The organism is Micromonospora craterilacus (genome assembly GCF_003236315.1).
Taxonomy (GTDB): domain Bacteria; phylum Actinomycetota; class Actinomycetes; order Mycobacteriales; family Micromonosporaceae; genus Micromonospora; species Micromonospora craterilacus.
This window is the reverse complement of record NZ_POTY01000010.1, coordinates 25,129-51,586: the sequence shown is the minus strand read 5'-3', so window position 1 is coordinate 51,586 and position 26,458 is coordinate 25,129. Positions and strand designations below refer to the sequence as shown.

Sequence of the window (26,458 nt, the reverse complement as noted above, 5' to 3'; positions counted from 1 at the left end):
AACCCGCCCACCCCACTCTCGGCAGCCAACATCACCGCCGTCGAGGGTGAGCCCCTACCGCCTGGTCCGCGTGGACGCCGCCCGGCGTGTCACCGACCCGGTGAACGTTCATGGACAGCCCACTAGCCTTTGAATGGCGCTGGCCCCGGCCGGCGCGATCGTCGGCCGTGGACGCCGCTGCCCCGCGCCGCGCATCAACTCTTCACGTCGCTGGATCGGGCCAGCGCGGCACCGAGTTCGGCCCGGCGGGAGATGCCCAGCTTGCGGTAGACGCGGGAAAGGTTCGTCTCGACCGTCTTGGGGCTGACGAACAGTTCGTCGGCGATGGCCCGGCTGGTCCGCCCCTGCGCGGCGAGCCGGGCCACCCGCTCCTCGGTGGCGGTGAGGTCCGACGGTGCGGGCGGGCGTCCACCGAGCCGGGCCGCCTCCGCCCGGGCCCGCCCGGCGAACGCCGTCGCGCCGATCGCGTCGAACTCGGCCGCCGCGACCTGTAGCGCCTCCCGGGCCGGGCGCTTGCGGCGCAACCGGCGTTGCACCATGCCGGCGACCAGCAGGCATCTGGCTCGGTCCAGCGGCAGGACATCCGGCGCCACCGCGGCGCGCGCGGCGGCGAGGTCGTCCAGGGCGGCCGACGGGTCGACGCCACCGGCGCTGTCCAGCAGGGCTCGACTGCGGGCCAGGCCGAGCAGCGTCCAGGGCCGGGGCATCCGCCGGTGCCGCTCCGCCAGCCGGTCCAGGGTCGCCCGGGCGGTGGCCAGGTCACCGGCGCCCACGCACGCCTCGATCCAGTCCGGTTCGAAGCGCTGGGCGAGCGGCTCGGCCAGGCCCATCCGGTCGACCGTTGCGGCGAGCCGGCCGTATCCGGCCGCCGCCTCGGCCGTCCGTCCGGCGCAGAGTGCGACGAACGCACCCAGCTGCAGGTGGATGCGTCGGCACCAGTCGTCGTCGAGTTCCTCGCCGAGCCGTATCCCCGCCTCGGCCACCCGCCCCGCCGAGTCGAGCCGGCCCCGGAGGGCGTCGAGCAGCCCGGCCAGCCAGGTCTCCGCGGTCAGTTCGGTGCCCAGCAACTCACCGAGGTCGCGGGCCGCCGCGATGTGCCGCTCGGCCGCCGACCAACGCCCCGCCAGCAGCTCGGTCTCGCCGAGGTGCTTGAGTAGTTCGTACTGGGAGGGTTCGTCGCCCCGGGCCGCGGCCCGGTCCAGCAGTCCCGCCAGCCGGGTCCGGGCCTGGGCCGGGTCGTCGATGGCCTTCCACCAGATCGCCGGGATCGTGCCGGCCAGCCACGAGGGCTCCGCCCCCTCCATGACGAGCGCGCGGTCGAGCAGCTCGGTGCGGGGCGGCTCACCGGCGCGTACCTCGTTGAAGAACAGGTGCAGCAGCGCGGCGGCCAGCAGCGAGCGGTCGCCGCCGGGGCCGGTGAGCAGGGCGATGGCCGCCTCCGCGTGCGCGCGCGCCGGGTCCGGCAGGTCGACGAAGAGGGCCAGGTGGGCGTGGATCCGGCCGGCCAGCGGAGAATCCGGTCGCGCCGCCGTCAGCGCCTGCCCGGCGGCCTCGACCGCGGTGACTCCCGGCTCGTCGGCGCTCCAGGCGACCACGGCGCGCAGCAGCAGCGCCTCGGCGCGGACGTCGCCATGGAAACCGGCGGCCACCGCCTCGGCGGCGGCCCGCGCGCCCGGATGGTCGCCGCAGTCGAACCGGCACCGGGCCGCCGCCAGCAGGCGCTCCCCGTGTCCGGCCCGGTCGTCGGCCGGGGTGAGCCGCGCCGCCGCCTCGTAGAGGTTTGCGGCGGCCTCCGGCGCGCCCCGCGCGTACTGCCGGGCGGCGGCCGCGGCGAGGGCGTCGGCCACCACCGGATCCGCGCTGGTGGTGCAGAGGGCGAGGTGCCGGACCCGTTCGTCCGGGTCGGCCACCACCTCGGCCAGCCTGCGGTGCAGGCCGCGCCGGACACCCGGCGGGATGCCGGCGCGGACCGCCGCCGCGTACACCGGATGGGCGAACTCGACGCGCACCGGCGTCACCACCAGCAGCCCCGCCTCCTCCGCGGCGTCGAACGCCTGAGGGGCCACCCCGGCCGCCGCCAGATCCCGCAGCAGCGGGACGCTGAGCAGGGCGGCCAACCGTACGGCGTCCCGGCACCAGGCCGGCAGCCCGCCGAGCACGTCGCCGAGGAGCTGGTGAATGGACGAGGCCACCGGCAGGTCCTGCGCCGGCTCCGGTGGCTGCGGCAGGCGTTGCACCGCGCGGGCCACCTCGATGGCGACCAGCGGGTTGCCGTCGGCCTCCCGGGCGATCCGGGCGAGCAGCGGGCGGCTCAACGTGGCCCCGATCCGCTCCCGGAGGACGTGGTGCAGGGCCCCCACGTCGAGCGGTGTCAGGGCCAGCCGGGTCAGCCGGCCGCGGCCGGTGTCGAGCCCGAGGGGAGCGGCCCGCAGCGCCGGCCCGTTGCTGCTCCGACAGCTGACCAGGGTGGCCAGCCCCGGGCCCACCCGGCGCAGCGCGAACCGCAGCGCGCGTTCGCTCGGCCGGTCCAGCCACGGCGCGTCGTCCACGGCGACCAGCACCGGCCGGCCCGCGGCGAGCGCTGCCTCCAGCAGCGACCGGGTGGCCGCGCCGACCACCCGCTCGTCGACCGTCTCGTCACTGTCCCGGGTGAGCAGCACCACCTCGGCCGCGACGCGTTGTGGACGCGGCAGGTCCACCACCAGGTCCGCCAGCGGGCGCAGCAGGTCGGCGAGGGCGGCGAACGGCAGGTCGGTCTCGCACTCGGTCGGCGCGCAGGTCAGCACGGGCCAGCCGGCCTGCGTAGCCTCGGCGATCAGCACCCGCAGCAACGCCGTCTTGCCGATCCCGACCGGACCCTCCAGCAGCACCGGCCCGGGCTCGCGCAACGAGCGCCAGGCATGGTCGAACACCTCGTCCCGGCCGACGAGCGCATGCCGCATGGGGCGATTCTGGCACCGGCCACGGTCGGTGACCATCGTGCGGACGGTGCGCCGCCGCCGGCGGTCGGCCAGGCCGGTGCGGTGTCCAGACACTGGAAATATCCCTGGACACCGCACTCCTCAGGCGTGCAGCGTGCGGCTCGGCGGGAACCCGTAGATCGCGTGGTAGCGGGCGGTGAACCGGCTGTGGCTCAGGAATCCCCACCGGAAGGCGATGGCCGACACCGTCTCCTGCCGTGGATCGGCCTGCAACAGGTCGCGGTGGGCACGGTCGAGCCGGACGCGGCGCAGATGTGTCATCGGGGTGGTGTCGAGATGGCGGCGGAACGCCAGTTGCAGGGCCCGCAGCGAGACCTGGGCCGCGGCGGCGATGTCGGCCGCCTCGATGTCACGGTCGGCGTACTCGTCGATGAACGCCGTCGCCCGGCGCAATGTCGCGTTCGTCGCGTCGCGCCGGTCCGTCGTGGTCGGCCAGCCGGCGGTGGTGTTGGGGAAGACCGCGAGGGCCGAGGCGGCCAGCATCCGCGCGGCGTTGGCGATCACCAGCGGCTGTTGGTACGCGTACGGGTTGCCCAGCACGACGTGGTTGACGTAGCTGGTGGTGTTCCGCCACAGCTGGGCCAGCGCCGGTGAGGCGGGAGCCAACCCGATGAACTGGATCGTTCCCACCCGGTCGGGCGGGGCACCGCCGGTCACCTTGGTCAGTACGGAGAGGTTGAGCACGCACAACCTGACCTTGCCGGGCAGCCATCGCACCGAGTACGGCAGGCCGGGCGCGGCGGCGAGGAAGACGTCCCCCGGTCCGAACCGGCCGCTCACCCTGGCGCAGGTACGGTCGATCTGACCGCTGACGACCTGGCCGATCACCAGCGCGCCGACGCGGCCGACCTCGATCTCCAGCCGAGTGGAATGCTCCACCGTCTCCAGCCAGAAGTGGCCGGCGTCCACGCGGTGATGGCGGAACCGGTAGCTCCCGGCCGCCCGGAGCGTCATCTCGATGCCGTAGGCGTTCGTCAGGAAGTCGTGGATGATGTCCGGGTCGTGGCTGTCGAACCGGTGGGCGGTCGGAACCTTCGTCTTCAATGCGACTCCATCGACCCGGACGGAGGGCGCGTGGCCCGTCGTGCCGGATGGCGTCGGGCGCGGGACGTGGTGGATCCGGTGATGCGCATGGTCAAAAGTCAGGATTCCTGCTGATGCTATCCATAGAGGAGGGAATCCCAGGTCGCTGTCATGGTATACCCGTCTTTCGGGCGGGCTGTCGCTCGTTGCCGACGGCAGGGGCTTCGTTTTCGGGCTAGCACACGCTCGTCTCTGCGCGCGTCGGCCTAGCCGGTGACTGAACGTATCCCTGATCATGTGGATCGTGCCAAACGAGGGGTAGCTGTCGACCGAACAGATAAGGGATGGGCGCGTTGGAGACCAAGGATCCGACTGACATCGTTCGTCTGGCGACGGCTGAATCGCTCCGGTGGATCGCCGGGGAGCCACTCTTGGCCGGCATCCTGGGTACCCGGCTGGCCGCCCTCGGCGATGCTCTGCGGGACGTGCTGCGCGCCGCCCTGGTGATGCAGTGCGTGGTGGCACCGCCACGGCTGATCGCGCTGTGCCGGGACCTCGACCTCGGGCCCGGCGCCTTCGACCTGCTGGGGCACCACGTGCTGGGCGCCCTGGTCGGGTGCCGCCCGGGACCGGACGCGCTGGTGCGGGTCGGTGGCACGCTCGGGTTGGCGCGCAGGGAACTGTTCACCCCCCGGCAACCGTCAGGCGACCCGCCGCCGGTCCGTGCCCACGCGGGCCGGCACAACGGCGCCGCCGCCCGCTACCGCTCGGCGAAGCCGCCGGAGCACCTGCCCTCGCCGCCGGCCTGGACCTGCACCGGGTGTGGCCGGGAGTGGCCGTGCGCGGTCAAGCAGAGCCAGCTGCTGGCCGAGTTCGGGGGCACCCGCGCCGCCCTCGCGGTCTACCTCGGCTCGTGCCTGGTCGCCGCCGCCCGGGACCTGCCCGGCCTGCCGTTGGCCCAGGCCCGGAACCGGTTCCTCGGCTGGTTGCCGCGCCGACCGTTCTGATCTCCGACTGCCCGTCCCTGGCCAGGACCGGGCCGCCCCGTGCGCCACGGTGGGCACGGGGCGGCCTACGGGGCCCGCTGGCCGGATGTCAGCGTGGCGCGGGCTCGGGCGCGCGGTCGGTGTCGGTCGTCTCGGCCGCCGGGCGGTCGGCCTCGTCCTGACCTGTCGGCGGGGGGCCGGCGAACCAGTCGATGCCGCCCGGCCCGCCGGCCGCCACGGCCGCCGCCGCGCGGGCCACCGGGTCGTGTGGCGGGCCGGCGGTGGCCTCGGGCTGCGGCTGGCCGGCCCGACCATCGTCGGTGCCGTCCGGATCATGGGTGGCCGGGTCCGTGTCCTCGGCCGCCGTCCGGTCGGTGGCCGGCCCGGCGTGGTCGGCACCCACCGGGACGGCGTCCGTACGGCCGGCGACGTCCTCGCCGGGCTGGGGCCGGCCGAGGGGTGCCATGCCCGGCTCCCCGCCGGCCCGGGGCGCCGGGATGTTCGCGGCGCGGGCGGCCACCATCGGGTACTCGGCGGTCTCACCGCCGCCGGCCGCGGCGGCCATCACGGCCGCGGCCGCCAGGTCGGCGACCCGCTTGGCCTCCCGCTGCACCCGAGCCCGGGTCTCCTTCGCGTGCCGCTCGGCGGCCTCGACGGCCCGGCGCACCTCGTCCAGCCGCCGGCTCTCCGCCGCGAGCTCCCGGCTGGTGTCCTCGAGCTGCTGCCGCAGCCCGGTCAGCTCGGCGTCCGTGGCGTCCTTGTCCCGGCGGGTCTCGTCGAGCTGCTGCCGGGCGCCGTCCAGCTCCTCCCGCACCTGGGCCAGTGCGTCCTGCTGCTGACCGACCTCCAGCTGTACGGCGTGGAGCTGCTCCTCGGCGGCTGCGGCCTGCTCGTCGCTCTGCTCGCGGACCTCGGCCGCCTGCTCGTCGGCGCGCTTGCGGATCTCCGCGGAGTACTGCTGCGCGTCCGCGATCATCGAGCTGACCCGCTGCTCCGCGGTGGACCGCTGGGCGGCCAGTTCGCGCTCGACCGCCGCCCGCTGTTCGGTCAGGTCCTCCTCGGCGGTGGCGCGCCGCTCCGCCAGCTCCTCCTCGACGGTGGTCCGCCACTGGGCCAGCTCCTGCTGGCTCTTCGACCGGGCCGCCTGGATCTCCTGGTGGATCTGCGTACGGGCGGAGGTGGCCAGCGCCTCGGCCGCCGACCGCGCCTGCTCGACCTGCTGGCGGCACTGCTCGCCGATCTTCTTCGCCTCCTGCAAGGCGCGCTCGTGCGCGGCCTCACCCTCGGCGCGCAGCTTGTCGGCCCGCTCGCGGGTCTCGGTCAGCTCGGCGTCGGCCGCCGTACGCAGTTCCTCGTACGTCTTCTCGTGCTCGGCCCGTCGGCCGGCCAGCTCCTCTTCGAGGTCCGCCAGCGTCTTGACGGTCCGCTCCCGCGCGTTGGCGAGCGTCTTCTCCGCCTCCGCCTGGAGTTTGCCGGACCGCTGCGTGGCGGTCTCGACGATCGCCCCGGCCTGCTTCTCGGCGAGGTCCAGGATCTGGTCGACCATCGGGCCCAGGTCCCGGAAGGACGCCCTGTCCATCTGCGCGGGGCGCTGTCGCAGCTCGGCCACCTCGCCCTGGAACGCCTGGAGCTTGGCGGTGAGGTCCCGCGCATGCTTGAGGGCTCGATCCCGCTCGGCCGAGACCGCGGCGACTCGGCCGTCCATCTGCTCGACGTAGCGGTCGACCTGCTTTTTGTCGAACCCGCGCAGGGCGACCTCGAAGTTCGGCCGCGAGGCCAGGTCGTCGCGGGCTGCGAACGGCTCCTCGCCGATGGACATGCCCCATCCTCCGTACCAATCGCGAGCGCCATACCGGCGGCCCGGCGGCGGTGACGCGCAACGCTACCGCTGCTATCGCGGGTCTGTCGTCCCACCCCGGTACCGTTTCGCGCCGCTCACCGGGCGGTGCCGGCACGGCGTCCGCGCGTAGTCGGGGTATCCGGGCGGGACGGGAGTGTCCACCCAGGGTGGCCTGCGGCGTTCCTGGGCGACGCATAGGGCTGTGTCTACCTGGGACGTTGCCGTCACCCGGACCGTGGACGGCGGCCGGCCCCCCGCCTTGACAGCAAGTTAGGTTAGGTTAACCTAACCTCATGTCGAGCGGACTTGCGTCGGGCGACGCCGAGCAGAGCCTTCGCGGGGTGGACCTCCGCCTGGGCTACCACGGCACGACCGTGGTGCACGGTGCCACGATCACCCTGCGGCCCGGCGCGGTGACCGCCCTCGTCGGGCCGAACGGCAGCGGCAAATCCACCCTGCTGCGGGCGCTCGCCCGGCTGCACCCGATCGGCAGCGGCACGGTGCACTTCGCCGACGGCAGCACCGCGGCCGGCCTGCCGGCCAAGGAGTTCGCCCGCCGGGTCACCCTGCTCGCCCAGAGCCGGCCGGTGCCCAGCGGGGTCACCGTCCGCGACGTGGTCGGCTACGGCCGCCACCCCTACCGGGGCCGCTGGCGCGCCGACGACCCCGACGGGCCCACCGCCGTCGCTCGCGCGATGGACGTCACCGGGGTCACCGCGATGGCCGACCGGCCGGTGGACGAGCTGTCCGGCGGCGAGCTGCAACGGGTCTGGTTGGCGACCTGCCTGGCCCAGGACACCCCGGTGCTGCTGCTCGACGAACCCACCACCTTCCTCGACCTGCGCTACCAGGTCGAGATCCTCGACCTGATGCGTGACCTCGCCGACGACCACGGCGTCGCGGTCGGCGTCGTGCTGCACGACCTCAACCAGGCCGCCGCGGTGGCCGACGAGGTGGTCCTGCTGCACGACGGCCGGATCCGCGCCACCGGCACCCCGGCCGAGGTCCTCACCGAGCAGGACCTGACCGAGACCTACGGGATCGCCATCGAGGTCACCGCCGATCCGCTCACCGGACTGGTGACCACCCGCCCCGTCGGCCGGCACCTGACCCGCATCCCGGTCTGAACCAGACCAGTCAGCAACCGCACCAGAGAAAGAACGTCATGTCCCGTACCCGTGTCACCGCCCTGGTCGCCGCCGTCACCGCGCTGCTGCTGGCCGCCTGCGGCACCACCGAGAACACCACCGAGCCCGCGGCCTCCGCCGCCGCCGGCGGACCGGTCACCGTCACCGACAGCCGCGGCAAGGAGATCAAGCTCGACAACCCCGCCACCAAGGTCGTCGCCCTGGAGTGGGGCGAGGTCGAGATGCTCGTCGGCCTCGGCGTCATGCCGGTCGGCGTCGCCGACACCAAGGGCTACGCCACCTGGGTCAGCGCCGCCAAGCTTGACCCGGGCGCCAAGGACGTCGGCACCCGGGGCGAGCCGAGCGTCGACTCGATCGTCGCGCTGCAACCCGACCTGGTGGTCATGGAGGACGACCGCGGCGCCAACCTGGTGACCCAGCTTGAGCAGTACGTCCCGGTCATCGTCACCAAGGGCAGCGACGCCTCGGACAACCTCGGCCGGATGCGCGCGGACCTGAACATGATCGCCAAGGCGGTCGGCAGGACCACCGAGGCGCAGCAGTTGCTCGCCGACTTCGACGCCGCCGTCGCGGACGGGAAGAAGAAGATCGCCGGCGCCGGCGCGGCCGGCAAGCCGTTCGCCATCGCCGACGGCTGGAAGGAAGGCAGCACGGTCAGCGTCCGGATGTTCGGGCAGGGGGCGCTGGTCTCCCAGATCGGCATCCAGCTCGGCCTCACCAACGCCTGGACCGGCAAGACCGACGAGGCGTGGGGCCTGGGCCAGACCGACGTCGAGGGGCTGACCGCCCTGTCCAGCCCGGACCTGCACTTCTTCTACAACGCCTCGGACGGCGCCGACGTCTTCGCCGACGGCCTCGCCGGCAACGCCATCTGGAAGTCGCTGCCCTTCGTCAAGCAGGGCAACCTGCACCGGATGCCCGACGGCATCTGGACCTTCGGTGGGCCGCTCTCCGGCAAGCAGTACATCGACCAGCTCGTCAACACCTACGCGGTGTGACCGCGCTGACCGCGCCCCCGCGCCCGGAGCCGGCCGTCCGGCCGGCTCCGGCCGGGCGCCTCTCGGCCCCCCGCGTCGCCGGGGCCTTCATCGTGGCCACCGCGCTGCTGCTGGTGGTCGCGGCGGTGCACCTCACCCAGGGCACCTCCTCGATCGGCGCGCTCGACCTGCTGCGCCTGCTCACCGGGGGCGACGACGAGACCGCCCGGGTGCTGGTCGCCTCCCGGCTGCCCCGGCTGCTCGCCGGGCTGGCCATCGGCGTCGCCCTCGGCTTCGCCGGCGCCGCCCTACAGTCGATCGCCCGCAACCCGCTCGCCTCGCCGGACACCCTCGCCGTCAACGCCGGCGCCCACCTGGCCATCGTGTCGGTCGCCGCGTTCGGCATCACCCTGCCCGCGCTGCCCGCCGGGGGCCTCGCCTTCTGCGGCGGGCTCGCCGCGGCCGGTCTGGTGATGGCGATGTCGGCCGGCGGGCAGGCCGGCACCACCCGGCTGATCCTCGCCGGCTCGGCCACCGCACTGGCGCTCGGCTCGGTGACCACCCTGCTGCTCCTGCTCTTCGAGCAGGCCACCATCGGCCTGTTCGCCTGGGGCAACGGCTCGCTGGTACAGAGCGACCTGACCGCCTTCACCCAGCTCGCGCCGGTGATCGGTGCCGCCGTCGGTGCGCTGATGCTGCTCGGGCACCGCCTCGACATCCTCGCCCTCGGCGACGACACCGCCACCGTGCTCGGCCTCGACGTGCGGCGTACCCGACTGCTCGTCACGGTGCTCGCCGTGCTGCTGTCCGCCGCGGCGGTCACCCTCACCGGCCCGGTCGGCTTCGTGGGCCTCTGCGCGCCGGTGATCGTCCGGCTGCTCGCCCCCCTCGTACCCGGGGTGCACCGGCACCGGGTCCTGCTGCCGCTGTCCGGCCTCGCCGGGGTGGTCATCGTCCTCGGCTCCGACGTGCTGCTGCGGGCCGTCATGGGCGGCCAGGCCGGCGTCGACATCCCCACCGGTGTGGTGACCACCCTGCTCGGCGCCGCCATCCTCATCTGGCTGGCCCGCCGGCACCGCGACGCCGGCCCCACCCGCCGCCCGCCCGGCGGCCCGGTGGCGGTCCGCTCGGCGGCCTTCCGCCGCGGTGTCGTCGCCGTCGCCGGCACGGTCACCGTCGCCGCGGTGCTGCTCGGCATGCTCGCGGGGGACACCTGGGTGCTGCTCGGCGACATCGCCAACTGGCTCAACGGGAGCACCGGGCCGGCGTACACCTTCGTGCTGGACCAGCGGTGGCCGCGGGTCGCCGCGGCAATGCTGGCCGGCGCGGCGCTCGCGGTCGCCGGCACCACCGTGCAGGCGGTCTGCCGCAACCCGCTCGCCGAGCCCGGCATCCTCGGCATCACCGCCGGCGCCGGGCTGGGCGCGGTCTCGCTGCTCACCTTCGTGCCGCTGGCCAGCGTGTGGGCCGTCTCCGGGGTGGCCGGGCTCGGCGCGATGTTGGCCTTCGCCCTCGTCTACGGGGCGGCCTGGCGCGGCGGGCTCAGCTCCGACCGGCTGGTGCTGATCGGCTTCGGCGCCTGGCAGGGTGGCCTGGCGATGATCACCTTCTTGATCGTCGCCTTCGACCCCTGGAACACCGGCAAGGCGTTGACCTGGCTCTCCGGCTCCACCTACGGCCGTACCGCCACCCAGGTGCTGCCGGTGGCGATCGCCCTGCTGGTGCTCACCCCGGCCGTGGTCGCCGCCCGGCGCGAACTGGACCTGATGACGCTCGACGACGACACCCCCCGGGTGCTCGGCGTCCGGCTGGAACGCACCCGGCTGGTCGCGCTCGGCGCGGCGGCGCTGCTCACCTCGACCGCGGTCTCCGCCGTCGGTGTGATCGGCTTCGTCGGGCTGGTCGGCCCGCACGCCGCCCGCGCCCTCGTCGGTGGCCGGCACGCCCGGGTGCTTCCGGTCGCCGCGCTGATCGGCGCGGCCCTGGTCAGCCTCGCCGACACCCTCGGCCGCACCGTGATCGCCCCGGCCCAGATCCCGGCCGGCCTGGTCACCGCCCTGATCGGCACCCCGTACTTCGTCTGGCTGCTGTGGCGCTCGCGCGCCTCGGCGTCCCCACCCCGGTAGCGCCCGGACGCGACCCGGCCCGCAAAGAGAGAGACACATGACCAACACCCTGCCCATCGCACCGTGGCGGATGTTCACCGTCGAGGTCCGCGCGGTACGCCGACTCAGCCCGTCCTTCGTCCGCGTCACCTTCACCGGCCCGGACCTGGACCGCTTCGCCGACAACGGCTACGACCAGCGGATCAAGCTGGCCCTGCCGCTGCCCGGCCAGCGCGGGGTGTACCTGCCCCAGGGCCCGGACTGGTACGCGCAGTGGCGGGCGCTGCCGGAGCACCGGCGCAACCCGATCCGCACCTACACCGCCCGGGCGGTCCGGCCGTACCTGAGCGAGCTGGACGTCGACCTGGTGCTGCACGGCGACGGTGGTCCGGCGACCCGGTGGGCCCGGCGGGTCCGGCTCGGCGACGAGATCGCGATCCTGGGACCGGACGCGGAGTACGGCGGCGACCACGGTGGGGTCGAGTTCCGGCCCCCGTCGACCGGGTGCCTGCTGCTGGCCGGGGACGAGACGGCCGTGCCGGCGATCGGCGGCATCTGCGAGCGGCTGCCGCTGCACGCGCAGGGCCGGGTGCTGCTGGAGGTACCGGCGGCGGAGGACGTGCTGCCGCTGGTCACGCCGCCCGGAGTGGAGGTGACCTGGCTGCCCCGGGGCACCGACCCGCACGGCAGTCGGCTGGTCGGCGCCGTTGCCGCCGCGGCGGGGGAACTGCTCTCCGGCGCCGGGTCGCCGGCCACCCAGCCGGTGGACGACGTCGACGTGGACCGCGAGATCCTCTGGGAGGTGCCGGACGTGATCCCGACGGCCCCGCTCTACGCGTGGCTGGCGGGGGAGGCGGGGGTGATCCGTACCCTGCGCCGGCACCTGGTCGCCGAGCGGGGCCTGGACCGTCGCGCAGTGGCCTTCATGGGTTACTGGCGTCACGGCCGCGCCACCCCCGTCTAGGGAAGAGGGTGGGAGATGCCGCGGGCGTGGTCGGTGAGGGCGGCGGCGACCACGGTGGCCTCCAGCGGCAGCACCTCCAGGCACCGGCGTACGGCGGCGGCCATCAGCGTGTTCGGTACCCGCATGGACAGCGTGCAGTGCGGCACCCACCGGCCCGGCTGGTAGTGCTCGACCAGCTGGATACCGGCCGCGGCGAGTCGGTGGTGCACCGTCCGGTGGTGCGCCAGCAGCTCCACCGTGGGCACCGGGCCCAGCCAGAGCACCCGGCCGACGAACTGCCCGGCGTGCTGGAAGGACAGCCGCAGCGGCGCCGCCACCGTGGTGCCGGCCAGCGCCGCCGCGACCTGATCCGGGTCGAAACTCGGCGCGACCGCGAGCGAGACGTGGGGCCGGTGCCGCTGCTCCAGCAGGGAGCGCATGCTCTGCACCCCCTCGGCCTCCAGGGCGTCCCAGAGCACCCGGATCCGTCGGGTGGCGGCGGTGTCCAGATAGAGCTCCAACGCGGCGACCACATGATCACTGTAGTCACGGCACGATGACGGCCCGGCCCTCCAGCGTGCCCTCCTGCATCATCCGGTACGCGGTCATCGCGTCGTCCAGGCGGAACGTGGTCGTCTTCGGCCGCACCAGCCCCCGCGCGCCGAGGTCGAGTACCTCGATCAGCTCTGGGCGGCTGCCCCAGTACGTGGTCTGGATGCTGACCTCGTACGGCACCGAGAAGAAGCTCACCGGCAGCGTGCCACCGCCGATGCCGACGATGGTCAGGTCACCCACGGTGCGTGCGGCGGCGGCACCGGTGCGCAGGGTGGCGTCGACGCCGACGAAGTCGAGCACCACGTCGGCGCCCCGACCGCCGGTGGCCGCCCGGATCTCCTCGGCGGTGCGCTCACCCGACCGCAGCGTCAGGTCGGCGCCGCACTCCTCGGCGAGCCGCAACGCGTCGTCCCGGTTGTCCACCGCGATGACCCGGGCCGCGGTGGTGGCCTTCAGGATCTGCACGCCGACGTGCCCGAGCCCGCCGACACCGATCACCACCGCGGTGCTGCCGGGCGGCAGCTTGGACCAGGACCGCCGGATCGCGTGGTACGGGGTGAGGCCGGCGTCGGTCAGCGGCGCCGCCAGCACCGGGTCCAGACCCTCGGGCAGCGGCACGACGTGTCGGGCGGCCGGCACCAGCTCGTACTCGGCCATGCCACCGTCCAGCCCGAGCCCACCGCCGCCGCCGGGCACCGGGGCGCCGGCCGGGTTCTCGCAGTAGGTGTCGACGCCGACCCGGCAGCGGGCGCAGGTGCCGCATCCCCACGGGCCGTACACGGCGACCGGCTGGCCGATCTCCAGCCCGGTGACTCCGGCGCCGAGCGCGTGCACCCAGCCGGCGTTCTCGTGGCCGAGCGTGAACGGCGGGTTCCACGGCACGGCGCCCGGCTCGAAGTCGTGCATCAGGTGCAGGTCGGAGTGGCAGGCTCCGGCACCACCGATCTTCACCACCACCTGACCCGGGCCCGGCGTCGGCTCGTCGACCTCGACCAGCTCCGGTTCGGTCTTCCAGGCGGTCAGCCGCAGCGCACGCATCCTTGCCTCCCGTTGTCGAGCATCGTCAGCGGGTCGGCTCCCCAGCAGATGCCAGGCCAAACCCGCCTCTACCCGCTACGGTGGCAGCGCGCCGGTCAGCGCGGCAGTGTCCTTGGTCCCGCCGGCCCCGGCCGACCGGCACCTGCGTCCGCCGCCGGCAGCCGGCGCAGCGCGGCATGGGCCATCAGGTGGAAGGCCTGCGCCTCGCTGGAGGTGCCCGGCGCGGTGAACGCCGGTGCCCCGGACACCCCGGTGACCAGCCCACGCCCGTCGACCCGTCGGTCGGCGGCGGCCACGAGATCCCGGCCGGGGACGGCGTACGAGGACGGCAGCCAGCCGTCGGCGACCCCGGTCAGCGTCGCGTACCCGAGCATCTGCGCCACGTTCGCCTCTCGGAAGGTGGCCGGATCGTCCAACACGTCCGGAAAGAGCCCGTCCTCACCCCGGTACGCCAGGCAGGCGTCGATCACCTCGCGGGCGTGCCCGGCCAGTTCGTCGCGGACACCGGCCGGCCAGTCGGCGCGCAGCCGTAGCGCCCGGCTGATCCCGGCGACCACCCAGCCGTTGCCGGTGCCCCAGTGCTCCGGATGGGTCAACCGGCTCTGGTCGCTGTCCCAGCGGGCGGCGTAGAGCCCGCTGCGCCGGTCGTGCAGCCGGTCACGATGCCCGCGCACCTGTGCGACGGCCAACTCGGGATGCCTGGTCACCGCCAGCAGCGGCACCACCATGTACACCGTGTCGGCCCAGACCTCACGGCCGCCGAGCAGATGGAACAGCGTGCCGTCGTCGGCCCGGGGTGCCTCGACCCGCAGCCAGCGCAGCTGCGCGTCCAGTGCGGAGGCGAAACGCGGATCCCCGGTGACCTGCGCCGCGTACCGCACCGCCTCGCCGTAGGCCGCGCCGTTGACCGCACCCTGCTCCCCGCCGGCGTCGCCGAGCCGGCCGTCGGGCTGCTGCCGGGTCACCGCCGCGTCGGCCAGCAGCACCGCCAACTCGCCGAGCCCCAGGTCCAGTGCCGCGTGCCCGGCGACGCCCTGCTCCCAGGACTGCCGCTGCATGGCCAACAGCGCCGTCAACACCCGCTGTTCGGTCGACCCGGCGGCGGTCCCCGCCCCGGACGCGCTCACCGCGCGGAGCGGCCGGTGGCCGCCACGTCGGCCGGGGCGGCAGCCGCTGATTCCGTCCCGACCGCACCGTCCGGGGCGGCGGGCGCCGGCCGGAACCGGGCCAGGGCTCGGTCGGCGCCGACGAACATCAGGCCGAGCAGCCAGAACACCACCGCGAGGACAGCCGCGACGATCGCCACGCCGCCGTAGCCCAGCGCCCCGACGTCCACGAACGGGTACGGGTAGCGGTGCACCACCAGCCCACGGAGCAGCGCGAAGCCCAGGTAGCCCAGCGGGAAGGCCAGCCACCAGAGCGCGTACCGCAGGCGCAGCCGGCCGCGCCGGTCCAGCAGCACCCAGTCGGCCACGGTGAGCAGCGGCACCACGGTGTGCAGGAACTGGTTGCCCAGCGCCTCGCCGAGGGCCCGATCGGGCTCCGGCATGGCGAACGGGCTGGCCGGGTTGGCCAGCACCAGGTGGTAGACCACCCCGGTGATGGTGATGTACAGGGTCACGGCGCCCTTGACCGCGGCCGGCGGATCCGGCCGACCCTGCCAGGCTCGCCAGGCGGCGTACCCGGCGACCAGGCCGACCGCGATGTTGCTCTGGATGGTGAAGTACGGCAGGAGGCCGGTCACCGTGGCCGGACCGAGCGCGGTGAGCACGATGCCCGCCAGCACGCTGATCACGACCGCCACGCGGAAGGCCACCGCCGCCGGTCGACGCCGCCGCAGACTCATCGCGGCACGTTACCAACCAGTCGCCCCCGCGGTCACCGCCCAGCGGTCGTCGATCCGCCCGCCCGGCGCTGCGGCTGGTAACCGCGCGTCAGGCACGCCCCGCCGGCTCAGCTGTGCCAGGAGACCCCTTCCGGCCGCATGCCGGTCGCCTCCTCCAGCGCGTTGTCCGGCAGGTCCTCGCCGGCCTCGTCGTCCGGGAAGGTACGCCCCGACGGCGCCGGATCCGGTGGCGCGCCCGGACCGGCCGCCGGCGTACGGGTCGGCTCCACCGACCCGAACCCGTGCCGGCCGGCGGGCTGGTGCTCCGTCGGGGTCTCGCCCGCTCGCTGTTCGCCGCGCCGACCCTCGGACACCGCGGTCGCCTCACTGCCCTCGTCCATGGGCGAGTCGTCACCGGCTCCCCACGGCGGATCCGCGTCGAAGCCGTCCGTGGTGCCCCAGGGAGCGACACCCTCCGGTCCCCGGTCCTGCCTGTCCTTGTCGGTCATGGCCACCTCGCTGGTCGGTGCGCCGGCGCCAGGTCTGCCGGCCGGCGATCGGGCTCCTGCCGTCGGGCCGTCAGCGGCCCGACATCGCCATCTGCCGCCGGACCGCCTTCACCGCCGCGATCCGGCCGGCGTTCCTGCCCATCGCCATCGAGCCGTTCATCAGGCCGTTGGCCCGGCCCAGCATGCCGCGCAGCACCTGCCCCGGCTTCTGCTGCTCGCCCAGGTGCGCGGTAACCACGATCAGCGCGCCGGTCAGCGCCGGTACCGCCCACTGCAGCATCCTCAGCTTGCGCTGGTTGGCCGCCACGTTCGCCGGCGTCTGCGGGTTCGGTTCCGTGACGCCCTGCACAGAGGGCGCCCCGGACTTCGCCAGCCGCATCCCGAGCAACCGGCTGTAGCCGGTCACCGCCAGGGCGCTGATGGTCAGCGCGGTTTTCAAGGTGCTGGCCCGTCCGACGCCGGCCTGGGCGGCCATCCGCGGGCTCTCGGTCACCAGTTCACCGACCGCCCCGGCGAGGTGAGCGCCGATCGCCGCCGCGTTGACCGGGGTCCACCGGGACCAGCCCGCCGAGGCCACCGGAAGCCGCTGGGTCGGGTCGCCGATTCGCGCGGCGGCGCCGTTGACGCCGAAGGCACCCATCAGAGAGCCGCCGAACCAGGCCGCCAGGCCCAGGTCGTGCATCGAGCGCAGTGCGGTGTGACTGTCAGCCATCTGGTCCCCCATCCGCTGTGTCGGGCGCTGTCGCTTACCCGCGCCCCGGACGGCTAATCCCGCCCCCTGCGCCGGCCTACCCGTCCGACCGGGCGGGTAGGCCGGCAGCGAAGTCGGCGACCCGCGCGGCCATCGGCTCGGCGGCGCGTACCCAGGTGAAGTGGTCCAGGGCGGCGCCGTCCGGCGCGGGGTAGCGCTCGCGTACGACGGGGGCCGCGGTGAGCTTGGCGCAGAGCCGGTCCACCGTGGGGTGCGGGGTGTACTGGTCGCCGTCGACGCTTACCGCCAGCACGGGGGTGCGGATCCGGCCCACCGCCGCCTCGGCGTCCACCCCGTCGAGGTGCGGGAAACGACCGGTCCGCGCGGTGCGCGCCCAGTCGCGGATCACGCCGCGGGCCTGCCGGCCGCCGAACCCCCACCCGGGCCAGACGCCGAGCAGCCGGGTGGTGGCGGCGATGCCCTGGGTGTACGGCAGCACGCCGTAACGCCGGGGGCCGGCGAAGTCCCGCCAGTACGGGATGCCGACGGCCACCAACGCCAGCCCGTCCACCTCCTGCTCACCGTGCAGGGCCAGATGCAGCACGGCGGCCTGCCCGCCGAGGGAGTGCCCCAGCAGCAGCATGCGTCGCCCGTCCAGGCGGTCCTTCACCGCCGCCCGTACCGCCCCGATGTCGGCGGCCAGCTCGGCGTAGCCGTACCGGCAGACGCGGCTCGGCCGGGGCGTGCTCTCGCCGGTGCCGCGCAGGTCGGCCACGACCACGGCCAGCCCGGCGGCACGCAGCGCCGCGGCGAACGGCCGGTAGTAGCGGGCCCGGACCCCCATCGCCGGTACGACCAGCACCACCGGCGCCCCGGTCAGGCCCGCGGGCTCCGGGTAGACCTGGATGCCGAGGCGGGCGCCGTCGACCTGGACGAACTCCTGCACGTATTCCACCGTCGCGCTCACGCCGCCAGGCTACCGGCGAGTAGCCAACGGGTGGGAAGTCGCCCCGGCACGCGGGGTGGACGCGCCGGGGCGACTCCCGGTCAGGAGACGGTCACCGCGCCGTCCGAGCCGCGTACGCAGGCGACCGAGCGGGCGGTGGTGACGGCCGCGCCGGCGAGGCACTGGCCGAGCGCCTGGTGCCCGGCGGCGTTCGGGTGCCAGGACTCCTGGCAGGTCTGGAAGTAGGTCACGCAGGTGTTCGCGATCCGCTGGATGGCGATCTTGTCCTTGCCGGACAGGCTGGTCACGAAGGTGCCGTTGGGCGGGTTGTCCATCAGCCGGATCGGGGTGGCCAGGGTGCCGGTCGGGCTGGTCGGCTTCTCGCACAGCCGGGCGCCGTCGAAGGCCCGCTGGACGTTGAGATACACCAGGTCGGCACCGGGGAACTCGGCGGCGAGGGTGTCCCGGGTGGAGCGCACGATGGTGCCGAGGCCCTGCGAGAACCGGTGCCCCGGGGCGAGGCTGGCCCGGTGGATCGGGCAGCCGGCCGCGTACCGCTCGGCCCCGAGGGCGCGGAACTTGTCCCGGGTGTCGTCGCGGCCGTCCTCGGAGTGGTAGGTCGGGTCGAGTTCGAGCGGCAGCGGATTGGTGTAGTCCTGCAGGACCACCCGGTGCTGGCCGTCGGCGTCCACCTCGCGCAGGGTGGTCAGGATCTGGCGTACGGCCGCGGTGGTCTCGGCGGTGGCGGCGCTGAGCTGGGCGGCGGTGGCCAGGTCGGCGTCCGTGCACGGCTTCTGCTCCACCGGCCCGTTCAGGTACGCCCAGAACTCCCACCAGCCTGTCCAGGCGTCGGCGATGAACCGGTTGGCGCACTTCTCGGCGACCCCGCCGAAGGTGAACGAGCTGTTGTTGGAGCCGAGGCCGATCAGCACCAGGTCGATGTCGTGGGTCCGGGCGACCGCGCGCAGTTGGTCGAGCTGGGCGGCCACCTGGCGTCCGCCCGCCCGGGCCGACGGGGCGGCGGCGATGTCGTGCGGCTGGCCGCCGGAGCAGGCCAGGTTGAACCGGTCCTGGATGCCGGGCAGCGCCGCCCGGTGCAGCGAGGCGTTGGCCGAGCGGTGGCAGAAGAAGGCGTTGCTGTTCGGCGCGGTCCACCCCGGGAAGCCCTGGGCGGCGCCACCCGAGTCGACCACCGGCTGGTACGCCCCGGCGCCCTCGCCGCTGATGAAGCTGTCGCCGAGGGCGATCGCCGCGGTGGGCAGCGCCGCCGACGCGGCGGCGGGCGTCGGTACGGCGGCGGGGAGGGCCGCCGTGGCGATGGCCAGGGCCATCGCGGCAGCGGTACGGCGCAACGCGGACATGGCATCACATCCATTCATGGAAATGTGAAAGATCCTCCGATGCTGGTGATGAGATCACGCAGGTGTGACGTACGTCAACAATGGGAAACACCTGTGACACCTGAGGCAGGACGGCCCTGAGCCCACACGGTGGGCGCTCGGCACCCGCCGGCCACTGTCCGGCGAGGGCGTCGGGCATAAGGCCCGGGGTCGGGGCGTTGACCGCGACAGGTCCGCCAGCAGCGGCCCACGGCGTGCCGCGCGGGTGTCCGCGTCGGCTTGTCGGGACGTACAGCTACGCTCGCTGCGGCGTGCCCGCGCCGGGCCGACCGCCGACGGTGCGGGGCAGCACATCGCCGAGACCGGGGAGTACGACCAGTTGACCGCAGAGCCTGAGACCCTGTACGGGGCCGACGACCTCACGCACCTCGAGGGGCTGGATGCCGTCCGCAAGCGGCCCGGCATGTACATCGGCTCCACCGACAGCCGTGGCGTGGGTCACCTCGTCAACGAGATCCTCGACAACTCCACCGACGAGGGTGTGGCCGGCCACGCGACAAAAGTCGAGGTGACGCTGCACGCCGACGGCTCGGTGCAGGTCGACGACGACGGCCGGGGCATCCCCACCGACGTGCACGCCCGCTCCGGCATCTCCGGCGTCGAGCTGGTGCTCACCCGCCTGCACGCCGGCGGCAAGTTCGGCGGCTCCGGCTACAAGACCTCCGGCGGCCTGCACGGCGTGGGCGCCTCGGCGGTCAACGCGCTGTCCCGCCGGTTCGACGTCACCGTCCGCCGCGCCGGGAAGGTGCACGCCATGTCCTTCCGGCACGGCGTGCCCGGCATCTTCGACGGCGACGGCCCGGAGGCGCCGTTCACTCCCGGCCCCGGGCTCCAGGTCGTCGGCGCCATGAAGCGCGGCCACCGCACCGGCACCTCGATCCGCTACTGGCACGACCCCCGCTACTTCGAGACCGGCGCCGCGCTGGACCACGACGCTGTCCGGGCCAAGCTGCGCAACACCGCCTTCCTGGTGCCGGGCGTCAGCTACACCCTGCAGGACCGCACCGGCGAGCAGCCGAGCGAGGAACGCTTCCACTACCCCAACGGGCTCACCGACATGGTGGACTTCCTCGCCCCGGCCGGCGACCGGCCGGTCTCCGGCACCCTACTGGTCACCGGCGAGGGGACATACCGGGAGAACGCGGCCGACGCCAACGGCGTCATGCAGTCCAACGTGCAGCGGCGCGCCGAGATCGAGGTGGCGTTCCGCTGGGGCACCGGCTACGAGCGCACCGTCGAGTGCTTCACCAACACCATTCGCAACGCGCACGGCGGCACCCACCGCAAGGGCTTCGAGCGGGCCCTCGCGCGTACCCTCGCCGAGGCCGTGCGCAACACCCGGGGGCTGCTCAAGGCCAAGGAGGACGCCCCGACCCTGGACGACGTCCTGGAGGGCATGACCGCGGTGGTGCACGTCCGCGTGCCCGAGCCGCAGTTCACCTCGCAGACCAAGGACGAACTCTCCACCGCCGGCGTCACCAAGGTCGTCCAGGGCCTGATCGAACAGCACGTCAAGTCCTGGCTGGACGACCGGAAGACGAAGACCGAGGCCCGGACGGTCCTGCAGAAGATCGTCGACGCGGCCCGGGTGCGGCTCACCCAGAAGCAGCAGAAGGACGCCGCCCGGCGCAAGACCGCCCTGGAGGGCGCGTCGATGCCGCCCAAGCTGGTCGACTGCCGCGCAACCGGGGTGGACCGCAGCGAGCTGTTCATCGTCGAGGGAGACAGCGCCCTGGGGTGCTTTACCGGCGACACCATGGTCGCGCTGGCCTCCGGGGTGAGCCGCTCGTTCGCCGATCTCGCCGACGACTGGCAGCGGGGTGTCACCCACTTCGGCTACACCACCAACAAGGCCGGCCGTGTCGTCGTTGCACCACTGGTCGAGCCGCGACTCACCAAGCGGGATGCGCCGTTGGTCCGGGTGACCCTCGACAACGGCGAGTCGGTCAGATGCACCCCGGACCACCTCTTCCGGCTGCGCGACGGCTCCTACCGCCGCGCCGACGCCCTTGAGCCCGGCGATTCCCTCATGCCGCTCTACCGCAGCCTGTCCAGCAAGGCCGCCGGGCAGAAGCTGCAGGGGTACGAGCGGGTCTGGATGAACGACAAGAATGAGTGGGTCTATACCCACTACCTCGCCGATGCCTGGAACCTGCGGCATGGCAGGGACAGCGCGGTCAACGGCAACGTGCGGCACCACATCGACATCGACAAGCGCAACAACGACCCGCGCAACATCCAGCGCATGACCTGGGCCGACCACTCGGCGCTGCACGCCGCGATGATGGGTGAGCACGTCCAAGCCGGGTGGCGTGAGTGGTTCGAGAACGGTGGCCGGGAATTCAAATCCGCCATGCTCACCGCGCAGTGGCAAGATCCAGCCTTCCGTGAGGCATGCCTGGCCCGGCTCTTCGCGCTCAACGAGTCGCCGGCCTTCCGGGCCAAGATCGAAAAGGCATTCCAGGAGTGGTACAACGCGCTTGGCGACGACCAGCGGCGTGCCTACGCCGAGCGGATGCGGGAACGGCAGGCGCGCTACTGGTCGGATCCCGCGCACCGGGCGGCGGCTGCAGAGCGGGTCCGCAGGTACTTCACCGATCCGGCCCGGCGCGAGCAATGGCGAGAGCGTTCCGTGCGGCAGTGGCAAGACTCCGAGCTGCGTACCTGGCGCTCGCGGATGACGATCGAACAGTTCGCCGATCCGGCGGAACGCGACCGCCAGCGCAACGCGGTGTTGGCGTGGCACGAGGACAACCCGGAGTTTGGCGAGCGCCACTCCCGCCTGATGAAGCAGCGGCTGGCCGACCCGACCACCGGTCACCTCGCGAAGGTGCAGGCCGGACGAGCGCGTTACGTGGCGAACGTGCCCCGCGCGGAACGGGTCAGTCGTCAGCAGGATGGGCGGCGGCTCGCTGCGCTACGCCGACTCGCTCCGATGCTTGCGCTCGAAGACGGTGAGCTCGCGTCGGCGTACGAATCCGAGCGCCTGAGCTCGGCTCGTACCGGCCTGCGCTTTGAGCGGCTCCTCAAGCACTACGACGGCGACTACGCCCGCCTCCGTGAATCGGCTGCCCTGGTCAACCATCAGGTGGTGTCTGTCGAGCCACTGGACGAGACAGCGGACGTCTATGACCTGACGGTCGAGGGCTACCACAATTTCGCGTTGGAAGCAGGGGTCTTCGTCCACAACAGCGCCCGGGTCGCCCGTACCTCGGAATACCAGGCGCTTCTTCCGATTCGCGGCAAGATCCTCAACGTGCAGAAGGCCAACCTCCAGCAGGTGCTGGACAACGCCGAGTGCGCGGCGATCGTGCAGGTGCTCGGCGCCGGGTCGGGGCGTACCTTCGACCTGTCCGCCATGCGGTACGGCCGGGTGCTCATCATGGCCGACGCCGACGTCGACGGCGCGCACATCCGGACGCTGCTGATCACCCTCTTCGCCCGCTACATGCGGCCGCTGATCGAGGCGGGCCGGCTCTACGCCGCGATGCCGCCCCTGCACAAGATCACCACGAAGGGGCGTAACCCGGAAACCATCTTCACCTACACCCAGGTGGAGATGGAGGCGACGGTGCACAAGCTGGAGAAGGTCGGCAAGCAGATCGTCACCCCGATCCCGCGGTTCAAGGGTCTCGGCGAGATGGACGCCGACGAGCTGTGGGAGACCACGATGAACCCGGCCACCCGGTCGGTACGCCGGATCACCCTCGACGACGTCGACGCCGCCGAGCGGATTCTCGACCTGCTGATGGGGGAGAAGGTCGAGCCGCGCCGCAACTGGCTGATCGACTCCGCCGACCTGGTCGACCGTGACGCCATCGACGCCTGACCGTCGTTTCTTCGGAAGGAAAGCTGAGCCATGGCACGCCGCAAGGAGACGAAGGTCGACTACTCCGCGTTCGACCGGGCCGGCGCGCGGATCATCGACACCCCGCTGACCGCAGAGGTCTCCGACTCCTACCTGGAGTACGCCTTCTCGGTCATCCACTCCCGTGCCCTGCCCGACGCCCGGGACGGCCTCAAGCCGGTCCATCGGCGCATCCTCTACTCGATGCACGAGTCGGGGTTCCGGCCGGACCGCGCGCACGTCAAGTCGGCCCGCGTGGTCGGTGACGTGATGGGTCGCTACCACCCGCACGGCGACACCGCGATCTACGACGCGATGGTCCGGATGGCGCAGGACTTCTCGCTCAACGTCCCACTCATCGACGGGCATGGAAATTTTGGGAGCCCAGACGACGGACCGGCCGCCGCGCGGTACACCGAGGCCCGGATGTCGCGGGAGGCGATGCTGCTCGTCGGCGAGTTGGGCGAGGAGACCGTCGACGTCGAGCCCAACTACGACGGTTCGCTGACCCAGCCCACCGTGCTGCCCGCCGCCTTCCCGAACCTGCTGGTCAACGGCACCTCCGGGATCGCGGTCGGGATGGCGACCAACATGATCCCGCACAATCTGGGCGAGGTCGTCTCGGCCGCCCGCTGGCTGATCCGGCACCCGAACGCCACCCTCGACAAGCTGATGGAGTTCGTGCCCGGCCCCGACCTGCCCACCGGCGGTCTGCTGCTCGGCCTCGACGAGGTGCGCCGGGCGTACGAGACCGGTCGTGGCGTGGTGCGGATGCGCGGCAAGGTGGAGATCGGCCCGCTGGAGGGCAGCCGTGGCCGGCAGGCGATCACCGTGGTCGAGCTGCCGTACGGGGTGGGCGCGGAGAAGGTCATCGCGGCCATCACCAACGAGGTCAACAAGACCAAGCGGCTCACCGGGATCGCCGACGTCAAGGACCTCACCGACCGGGAGAGCGGCACCCGCCTGGTCATCGAGTGCAAGGTCGGGGTCAACCCGCAGGCGCTGCTCGCCGACCTCTACCGGCTCACGCCGTTGGAGCAGTCCTTCGGCGTCAACAACCTGGTGCTGGTCGACGGTCAGCCGCGCACCCTCGGGCTCAAGGAACTGCTGGAAGTCTTCCTGGCGCACCGCTACGAGGTGGTGACCCGGCGCAGCGCGTACCGCAAGCGCAAGCGGGAGGAGCGGCTGCACCTGGTCGACGGCCTGCTGATCGCCCTGCTCGACATCGACAAGGTGGTCAAGCTGATCCGGGCCAGCGAGGACGCCCAGGCGGCGAAGTCCGGCCTGATGCGGCAGTTCAAGCTCTCCGAGATCCAGGCGACCTACATCCTGGACACTCCGCTGCGCCGGCTGACCAAGTACGACCGGCTGGAACTGGAGGCCGAGCAGGAGAAGCTGCGTACGGAGATCGCCGAGCTGTCCACCATTCTGGACGACGATAACGTGCTGAAGAAGGTCGTCTCCGACGAACTGGCCGCGGTGGTCAAGCAGTTCACCGCGCCGCGCCGGACCACCCTGGTCGACGGCGACCTCAAGGAGGTGCTGGCCGCGTCCGTGCCGGCCGGGCCGCTGGAGGTGGCCGACGACCCGTGCCAGGTGATCCTGTCGGCCACCGGGCTGGTCGCCCGCACCGCGGCCGAGTCGGAGGAGGCCGCCGAGGGGCGCCGCCGGCACGGCCGGGTCAAGCACGACGCGGTACGCGCGGTGGTGCACTCCACCGCCCGTGGCCGGGTGCTGCTGGTGACCAGCGCGGGCCGGGCGTTCAAGGTGGACGTGCTGCCGCTGCCGGTGCTGCCCGAGCAGGCCGGCACGGTGTCGCTGCGCGGTGGGATGTCCGCCGCCGAGTTGGTGCCGCTGGAGCCGGGGGAGACCGTGGTCGGGCTGGCGCCGCTGGGTCCGACCGCCGAGGGTTCGCCCGGGCTGGCGTTGGGCACCCGGCAGGGTGTGGTGAAGGTCTGTGCCCCGGACTGGCCGGTGCGCTCCGACGAGTTCGAGGTGATCGGGCTGCGCGAGGGCGACGAGGTGGTCGGGGCGACCTGGCTGACCGACGTGGCCCAGTCGCTGACCTTCCTCACCAGCGCGGCGTCGCTGCTGCGCTTTCCCGCTGGGCTGGTCCGCCCGCAGGGGCTCAAGGGTGGCGGCATGGCGGGGATCGCCCTGCCGGACGACGCGCAGGTGGTCTTCTTCGGCGCGATCCGCACCGACGACCCGGAGCACGGCGACCCGATGGTGGTCACCTCCACCGGCGGGACGGTCAAGGTGACGCCGCTGGCGGCGTACCCGGCGAAGGGGCGGGCGACCGGCGGGGTGCGTGCCCAGCGGTTCCTCAAGGGTGAGACCGACGTGGTCGTCGCCTGGGTGGGTCCGCGCCCGGTGGGCTCGACCGCCAACGGTGAGCCGGTCGAGCTGCCTGCGGCGGATCCGCGCCGCGACGGCTCGGGCTTCGCCGTGATGCTCGGCCCGACCGTGGTCGGCCACCAGATCGAACGCGGCTAGGGCCTGGTCGAAGTATTTGGCCGGCCTGGGGCTGGTCCAAGCCTTCGACCCGGTCCTAGCGGCGTAGGCCCAGCCCGGCGAGCACCGACGCCCAGCGGTCGCTCTCCTCGCGCATGAAGGTCTTGAAGGCCGTACCTGACAGGTACGCGTCGGTCCAGCCGAAGCGGGTCCGCGCGCTCGCCCAGGCCGGGTATTCGTGCAGCCGCGCGATCAGCGCGCGGATCGACTCGGCGTCGGAGTCGGCGAGGTCGGGTGGGGCCACGATGCCGCGCCAGTTGTTGAAGACCGTGTCGACCCCGGCTGAGCGCATCGTGGGTGCCGGCAGTTGCGCCACGGGTTCGGCGCTGGTCACGGCGAGCGCGCGGAGTTGGCCCTCCGCGATCTGGTTGGCGTACTCGCTGAGCCCGGACATGCCGAACGCGACCTCGCGGCCGAGGATCGCCGCCAGCAGGTCGCCGCCGCCGTCGTAGCGTCGGTAGGCGACCGTGACCGGGGCGACGCCGATCGCGTCCGCGACCAGCATGGTTGCGAGGTGGTCCGGCCCGCCGATCGAGGAGCCGCCGCCGATCACCATCTCGGCCGGGTCGGCGCGCCAGGCCGAGACGAGCGCGTCCAGGTCACGGTAGGGCGAGTCGCGGGTCACCACGATGACCGCCGGCTCCTGCACCAGCCGGGCGATCGGTGTCATCTCCTGCAGGGTGACCTGTGTGCCGGTGGCGCTCTGCGCGCCGACGACGCCGAGTCCCATCATCATCGCCAGGCGGCCGTTTCCGCGTTCGTAGGCCAGCCGGCGCAGCGCCACCACCCCACCGCCGCCGGGGAGGTTGAAGACCTCGATGCCGCGGGCGATCCCGGCGGTGTCGAGCGTGTTGGCGAGCACGCGGGCGGTGATGTCGTATCCGCTGCCCGGCGGGTTGGGCACCATCAGCCGCAGGTCGGACAGGTCTGGCGATTGGTCGCAACCCGCCAGGTACCCGCCGACGACGGCGTTTCCGGCCAGCGCCAGCGCGCCTCCCAGCACCCGCCTGCGCCGCACGGGTCGATCCTGCAAGAAACCTTCCGGCAACACCAGGCTTGCGGCCGGCCGTCGCACGCACTTTGCTGGTCACACGCGAATTGCGGCTACCACCAAAAACGCCAAAACCCCG

General features: G+C 73.2%; 18 protein-coding genes and 3 pseudogenes. 9 read left to right on the top strand and 12 right to left on the bottom strand.

Features of this window, described 5'->3' with window-relative positions; all coding sequences use genetic code 11:
• Nucleotides 1-194: 194 nt before the first annotated feature.
• Complete coding sequence (locus tag C1I95_RS03535) at nt 195-2,942, bottom strand: AAA family ATPase (RefSeq protein WP_111212294.1); 2,748 nt, start codon at nt 2,940-2,942, stop codon at nt 195-197.
• Between the two features lie 120 nt (nt 2,943-3,062).
• On the bottom strand, nt 3,063-4,025 hold the full coding sequence (locus tag C1I95_RS03530) for an AraC family transcriptional regulator (protein ID WP_158566274.1): 963 nt from the start codon (nt 4,023-4,025) through the stop codon (nt 3,063-3,065).
• Nucleotides 4,026-4,435: 410 nt separating this feature from the next.
• On the opposite strand from C1I95_RS03530, the gene C1I95_RS36125 reads away from it, so the two are divergent.
• A complete protein-coding gene (locus C1I95_RS36125; RefSeq protein WP_233513347.1) occupies nt 4,436-5,011 on the top strand; it encodes a hypothetical protein in 576 nt (191 codons plus the stop codon).
• A gap of 88 nt (nt 5,012-5,099) precedes the next feature.
• Here the strand turns inward: C1I95_RS36125 and C1I95_RS03520 are convergent, their stop codons facing one another.
• Nucleotides 5,100-6,809 carry a hypothetical protein gene (locus C1I95_RS03520; RefSeq protein WP_111212292.1) on the bottom strand — a complete coding sequence of 570 codons (1,710 nt, stop codon included), beginning with the start codon at nt 6,807-6,809 and terminating at the stop codon, nt 5,100-5,102.
• Nucleotides 6,810-7,123: 314 nt separating this feature from the next.
• On the opposite strand from C1I95_RS03520, the gene C1I95_RS03515 reads away from it, so the two are divergent.
• The 4 genes from C1I95_RS03515 to C1I95_RS03500 are packed head-to-tail and all read left to right on the top strand — an operon-like array spanning nt 7,124 to nt 12,024.
• Nucleotides 7,124-7,957: an ABC transporter ATP-binding protein gene (locus C1I95_RS03515; RefSeq protein WP_111212291.1), complete on the top strand. Its 834-nt coding sequence runs from the start codon at nt 7,124-7,126 to the stop codon at nt 7,955-7,957.
• Nucleotides 7,958-7,995: 38 nt separating this feature from the next.
• Nucleotides 7,996-8,976, top strand: a complete 981-nt coding sequence (locus tag C1I95_RS03510) for an ABC transporter substrate-binding protein (protein WP_111212290.1) — start codon at nt 7,996-7,998, stop codon at nt 8,974-8,976.
• Nucleotides 8,977-8,981: 5 nt separating this feature from the next.
• Nucleotides 8,982-11,081 (top strand): iron ABC transporter permease, encoded by a 2,100-nt coding sequence (locus tag C1I95_RS03505; protein ID WP_111212304.1) that lies wholly within the window; start codon nt 8,982-8,984, stop codon nt 11,079-11,081.
• Between the two features lie 37 nt (nt 11,082-11,118).
• Nucleotides 11,119-12,024 carry a siderophore-interacting protein gene (locus C1I95_RS03500; RefSeq protein WP_111212289.1) on the top strand — a complete coding sequence of 302 codons (906 nt, stop codon included), beginning with the start codon at nt 11,119-11,121 and terminating at the stop codon, nt 12,022-12,024.
• Here C1I95_RS03500 and C1I95_RS03495 read toward each other — a convergent pair.
• The 8 genes from C1I95_RS03495 to C1I95_RS03460 all read right to left on the bottom strand — a co-directional run bounded on the left by C1I95_RS03495 (nt 12,021) and on the right by C1I95_RS03460 (nt 18,928).
• Nucleotides 12,021-12,536, bottom strand: a complete 516-nt coding sequence (locus C1I95_RS03495; RefSeq protein ID WP_111212288.1) for a 2'-5' RNA ligase family protein — start codon at nt 12,534-12,536, stop codon at nt 12,021-12,023. The genes C1I95_RS03500 and C1I95_RS03495 overlap by 4 nt on opposite strands.
• A gap of 13 nt (nt 12,537-12,549) precedes the next feature.
• Nucleotides 12,550-13,596, bottom strand: a complete 1,047-nt coding sequence (locus C1I95_RS03490) for an NAD(P)-dependent alcohol dehydrogenase (protein WP_111212287.1) — start codon at nt 13,594-13,596, stop codon at nt 12,550-12,552.
• Nucleotides 13,597-13,691: 95 nt separating this feature from the next.
• Entirely contained in the window at nt 13,692-14,723 is a 1,032-nt protein-coding gene (locus C1I95_RS03485; protein ID WP_233513346.1) for a glycoside hydrolase family 88 protein, read from the bottom strand.
• On the bottom strand, nt 14,720-15,442 hold the full coding sequence (locus C1I95_RS03480; protein WP_199523591.1) for a Pr6Pr family membrane protein: 723 nt from the start codon (nt 15,440-15,442) through the stop codon (nt 14,720-14,722). The genes C1I95_RS03485 and C1I95_RS03480 overlap by 4 nt, the downstream gene beginning before the upstream one ends.
• Nucleotides 15,443-15,549: 107 nt before the next feature.
• Nucleotides 15,550-15,930 carry a hypothetical protein gene (locus tag C1I95_RS03475; protein WP_111212286.1) on the bottom strand — a complete coding sequence of 127 codons (381 nt, stop codon included), beginning with the start codon at nt 15,928-15,930 and terminating at the stop codon, nt 15,550-15,552.
• Between the two features lie 70 nt (nt 15,931-16,000).
• Nucleotides 16,001-16,642, bottom strand: coding sequence for a hypothetical protein (locus tag C1I95_RS03470; RefSeq protein ID WP_111212302.1), 642 nt, complete (start codon nt 16,640-16,642; stop codon nt 16,001-16,003).
• 76 nt (nt 16,643-16,718) lie between these two features.
• On the bottom strand, nt 16,719-17,576 hold the full coding sequence (locus C1I95_RS03465; RefSeq protein ID WP_111212301.1) for an alpha/beta hydrolase family protein: 858 nt from the start codon (nt 17,574-17,576) through the stop codon (nt 16,719-16,721).
• 92 nt (nt 17,577-17,668) lie between these two features.
• Entirely contained in the window at nt 17,669-18,928 is a 1,260-nt protein-coding gene (locus tag C1I95_RS03460; RefSeq protein ID WP_111212285.1) for an SGNH/GDSL hydrolase family protein, read from the bottom strand.
• A 358-nt stretch (nt 18,929-19,286) separates the two neighbouring features.
• Here C1I95_RS03460 and C1I95_RS37065 point away from each other — a divergent pair.
• The 4 genes and pseudogenes from C1I95_RS37065 to C1I95_RS03450 all read left to right on the top strand — a co-directional run.
• A pseudogene (locus C1I95_RS37065) lies at nt 19,287-20,705 on the top strand (ATP-binding protein); the annotation flags it as partial.
• Nucleotides 20,679-22,151, top strand: a pseudogene (locus tag C1I95_RS37060) (Hint domain-containing protein); the annotation flags it as partial. The pseudogenes C1I95_RS37065 and C1I95_RS37060, both read left to right, overlap by 27 nt.
• Before the next feature lie 9 nt (nt 22,152-22,160).
• Nucleotides 22,161-22,796: pseudogene (locus C1I95_RS37055) on the top strand (toprim domain-containing protein); the annotation flags it as partial.
• Nucleotides 22,797-22,826: 30 nt separating this feature from the next.
• Entirely contained in the window at nt 22,827-25,310 is a 2,484-nt protein-coding gene (locus C1I95_RS03450; protein WP_111212284.1) for a DNA gyrase/topoisomerase IV subunit A, read from the top strand.
• 55 nt (nt 25,311-25,365) lie between these two features.
• Here the strand turns inward: C1I95_RS03450 and C1I95_RS03445 are convergent, their stop codons facing one another.
• The gene (locus C1I95_RS03445; RefSeq protein WP_233513344.1) at nt 25,366-26,346 is read right to left on the bottom strand and encodes a Bug family tripartite tricarboxylate transporter substrate binding protein; all 981 of its coding nucleotides are present in this window, start codon (nt 26,344-26,346) and stop codon (nt 25,366-25,368) included.
• Between the last annotated feature and the right edge of the window lie 112 nt (nt 26,347-26,458).

Bases quoted from the DNA above. Each gene is read 5' to 3' on its own strand.
- C1I95_RS03510 (WP_111212290.1), top strand. From the start codon at position 7,996: ATGTCCCGTACCCGTGTCACCGCCCTGGTCGCCGCCGTCACCGCGCTG.
- C1I95_RS03450 (WP_111212284.1), top strand. From the start codon at position 22,827: ATGGCACGCCGCAAGGAGACGAAGGTCGACTACTCCGCGTTCGACCGG.
- C1I95_RS03520 (WP_111212292.1), bottom strand. From the start codon at position 6,809: ATGTCCATCGGCGAGGAGCCGTTCGCAGCCCGCGACGACCTGGCCTCG.
- C1I95_RS03480 (WP_199523591.1), bottom strand. From the start codon at position 15,442: ATGAGTCTGCGGCGGCGTCGACCGGCGGCGGTGGCCTTCCGCGTGGCG.
- C1I95_RS03515 (WP_111212291.1), top strand. From the start codon at position 7,124: ATGTCGAGCGGACTTGCGTCGGGCGACGCCGAGCAGAGCCTTCGCGGG.
- C1I95_RS03475 (WP_111212286.1), bottom strand. From the start codon at position 15,930: ATGACCGACAAGGACAGGCAGGACCGGGGACCGGAGGGTGTCGCTCCC.
- C1I95_RS03470 (WP_111212302.1), bottom strand. From the start codon at position 16,642: ATGGCTGACAGTCACACCGCACTGCGCTCGATGCACGACCTGGGCCTG.
- C1I95_RS03535 (WP_111212294.1), bottom strand. From the start codon at position 2,942: ATGCGGCATGCGCTCGTCGGCCGGGACGAGGTGTTCGACCATGCCTGG.
- C1I95_RS03460 (WP_111212285.1), bottom strand. From the start codon at position 18,928: ATGTCCGCGTTGCGCCGTACCGCTGCCGCGATGGCCCTGGCCATCGCC.
- C1I95_RS03500 (WP_111212289.1), top strand. From the start codon at position 11,119: ATGACCAACACCCTGCCCATCGCACCGTGGCGGATGTTCACCGTCGAG.
- C1I95_RS03490 (WP_111212287.1), bottom strand. From the start codon at position 13,596: ATGCGTGCGCTGCGGCTGACCGCCTGGAAGACCGAACCGGAGCTGGTC.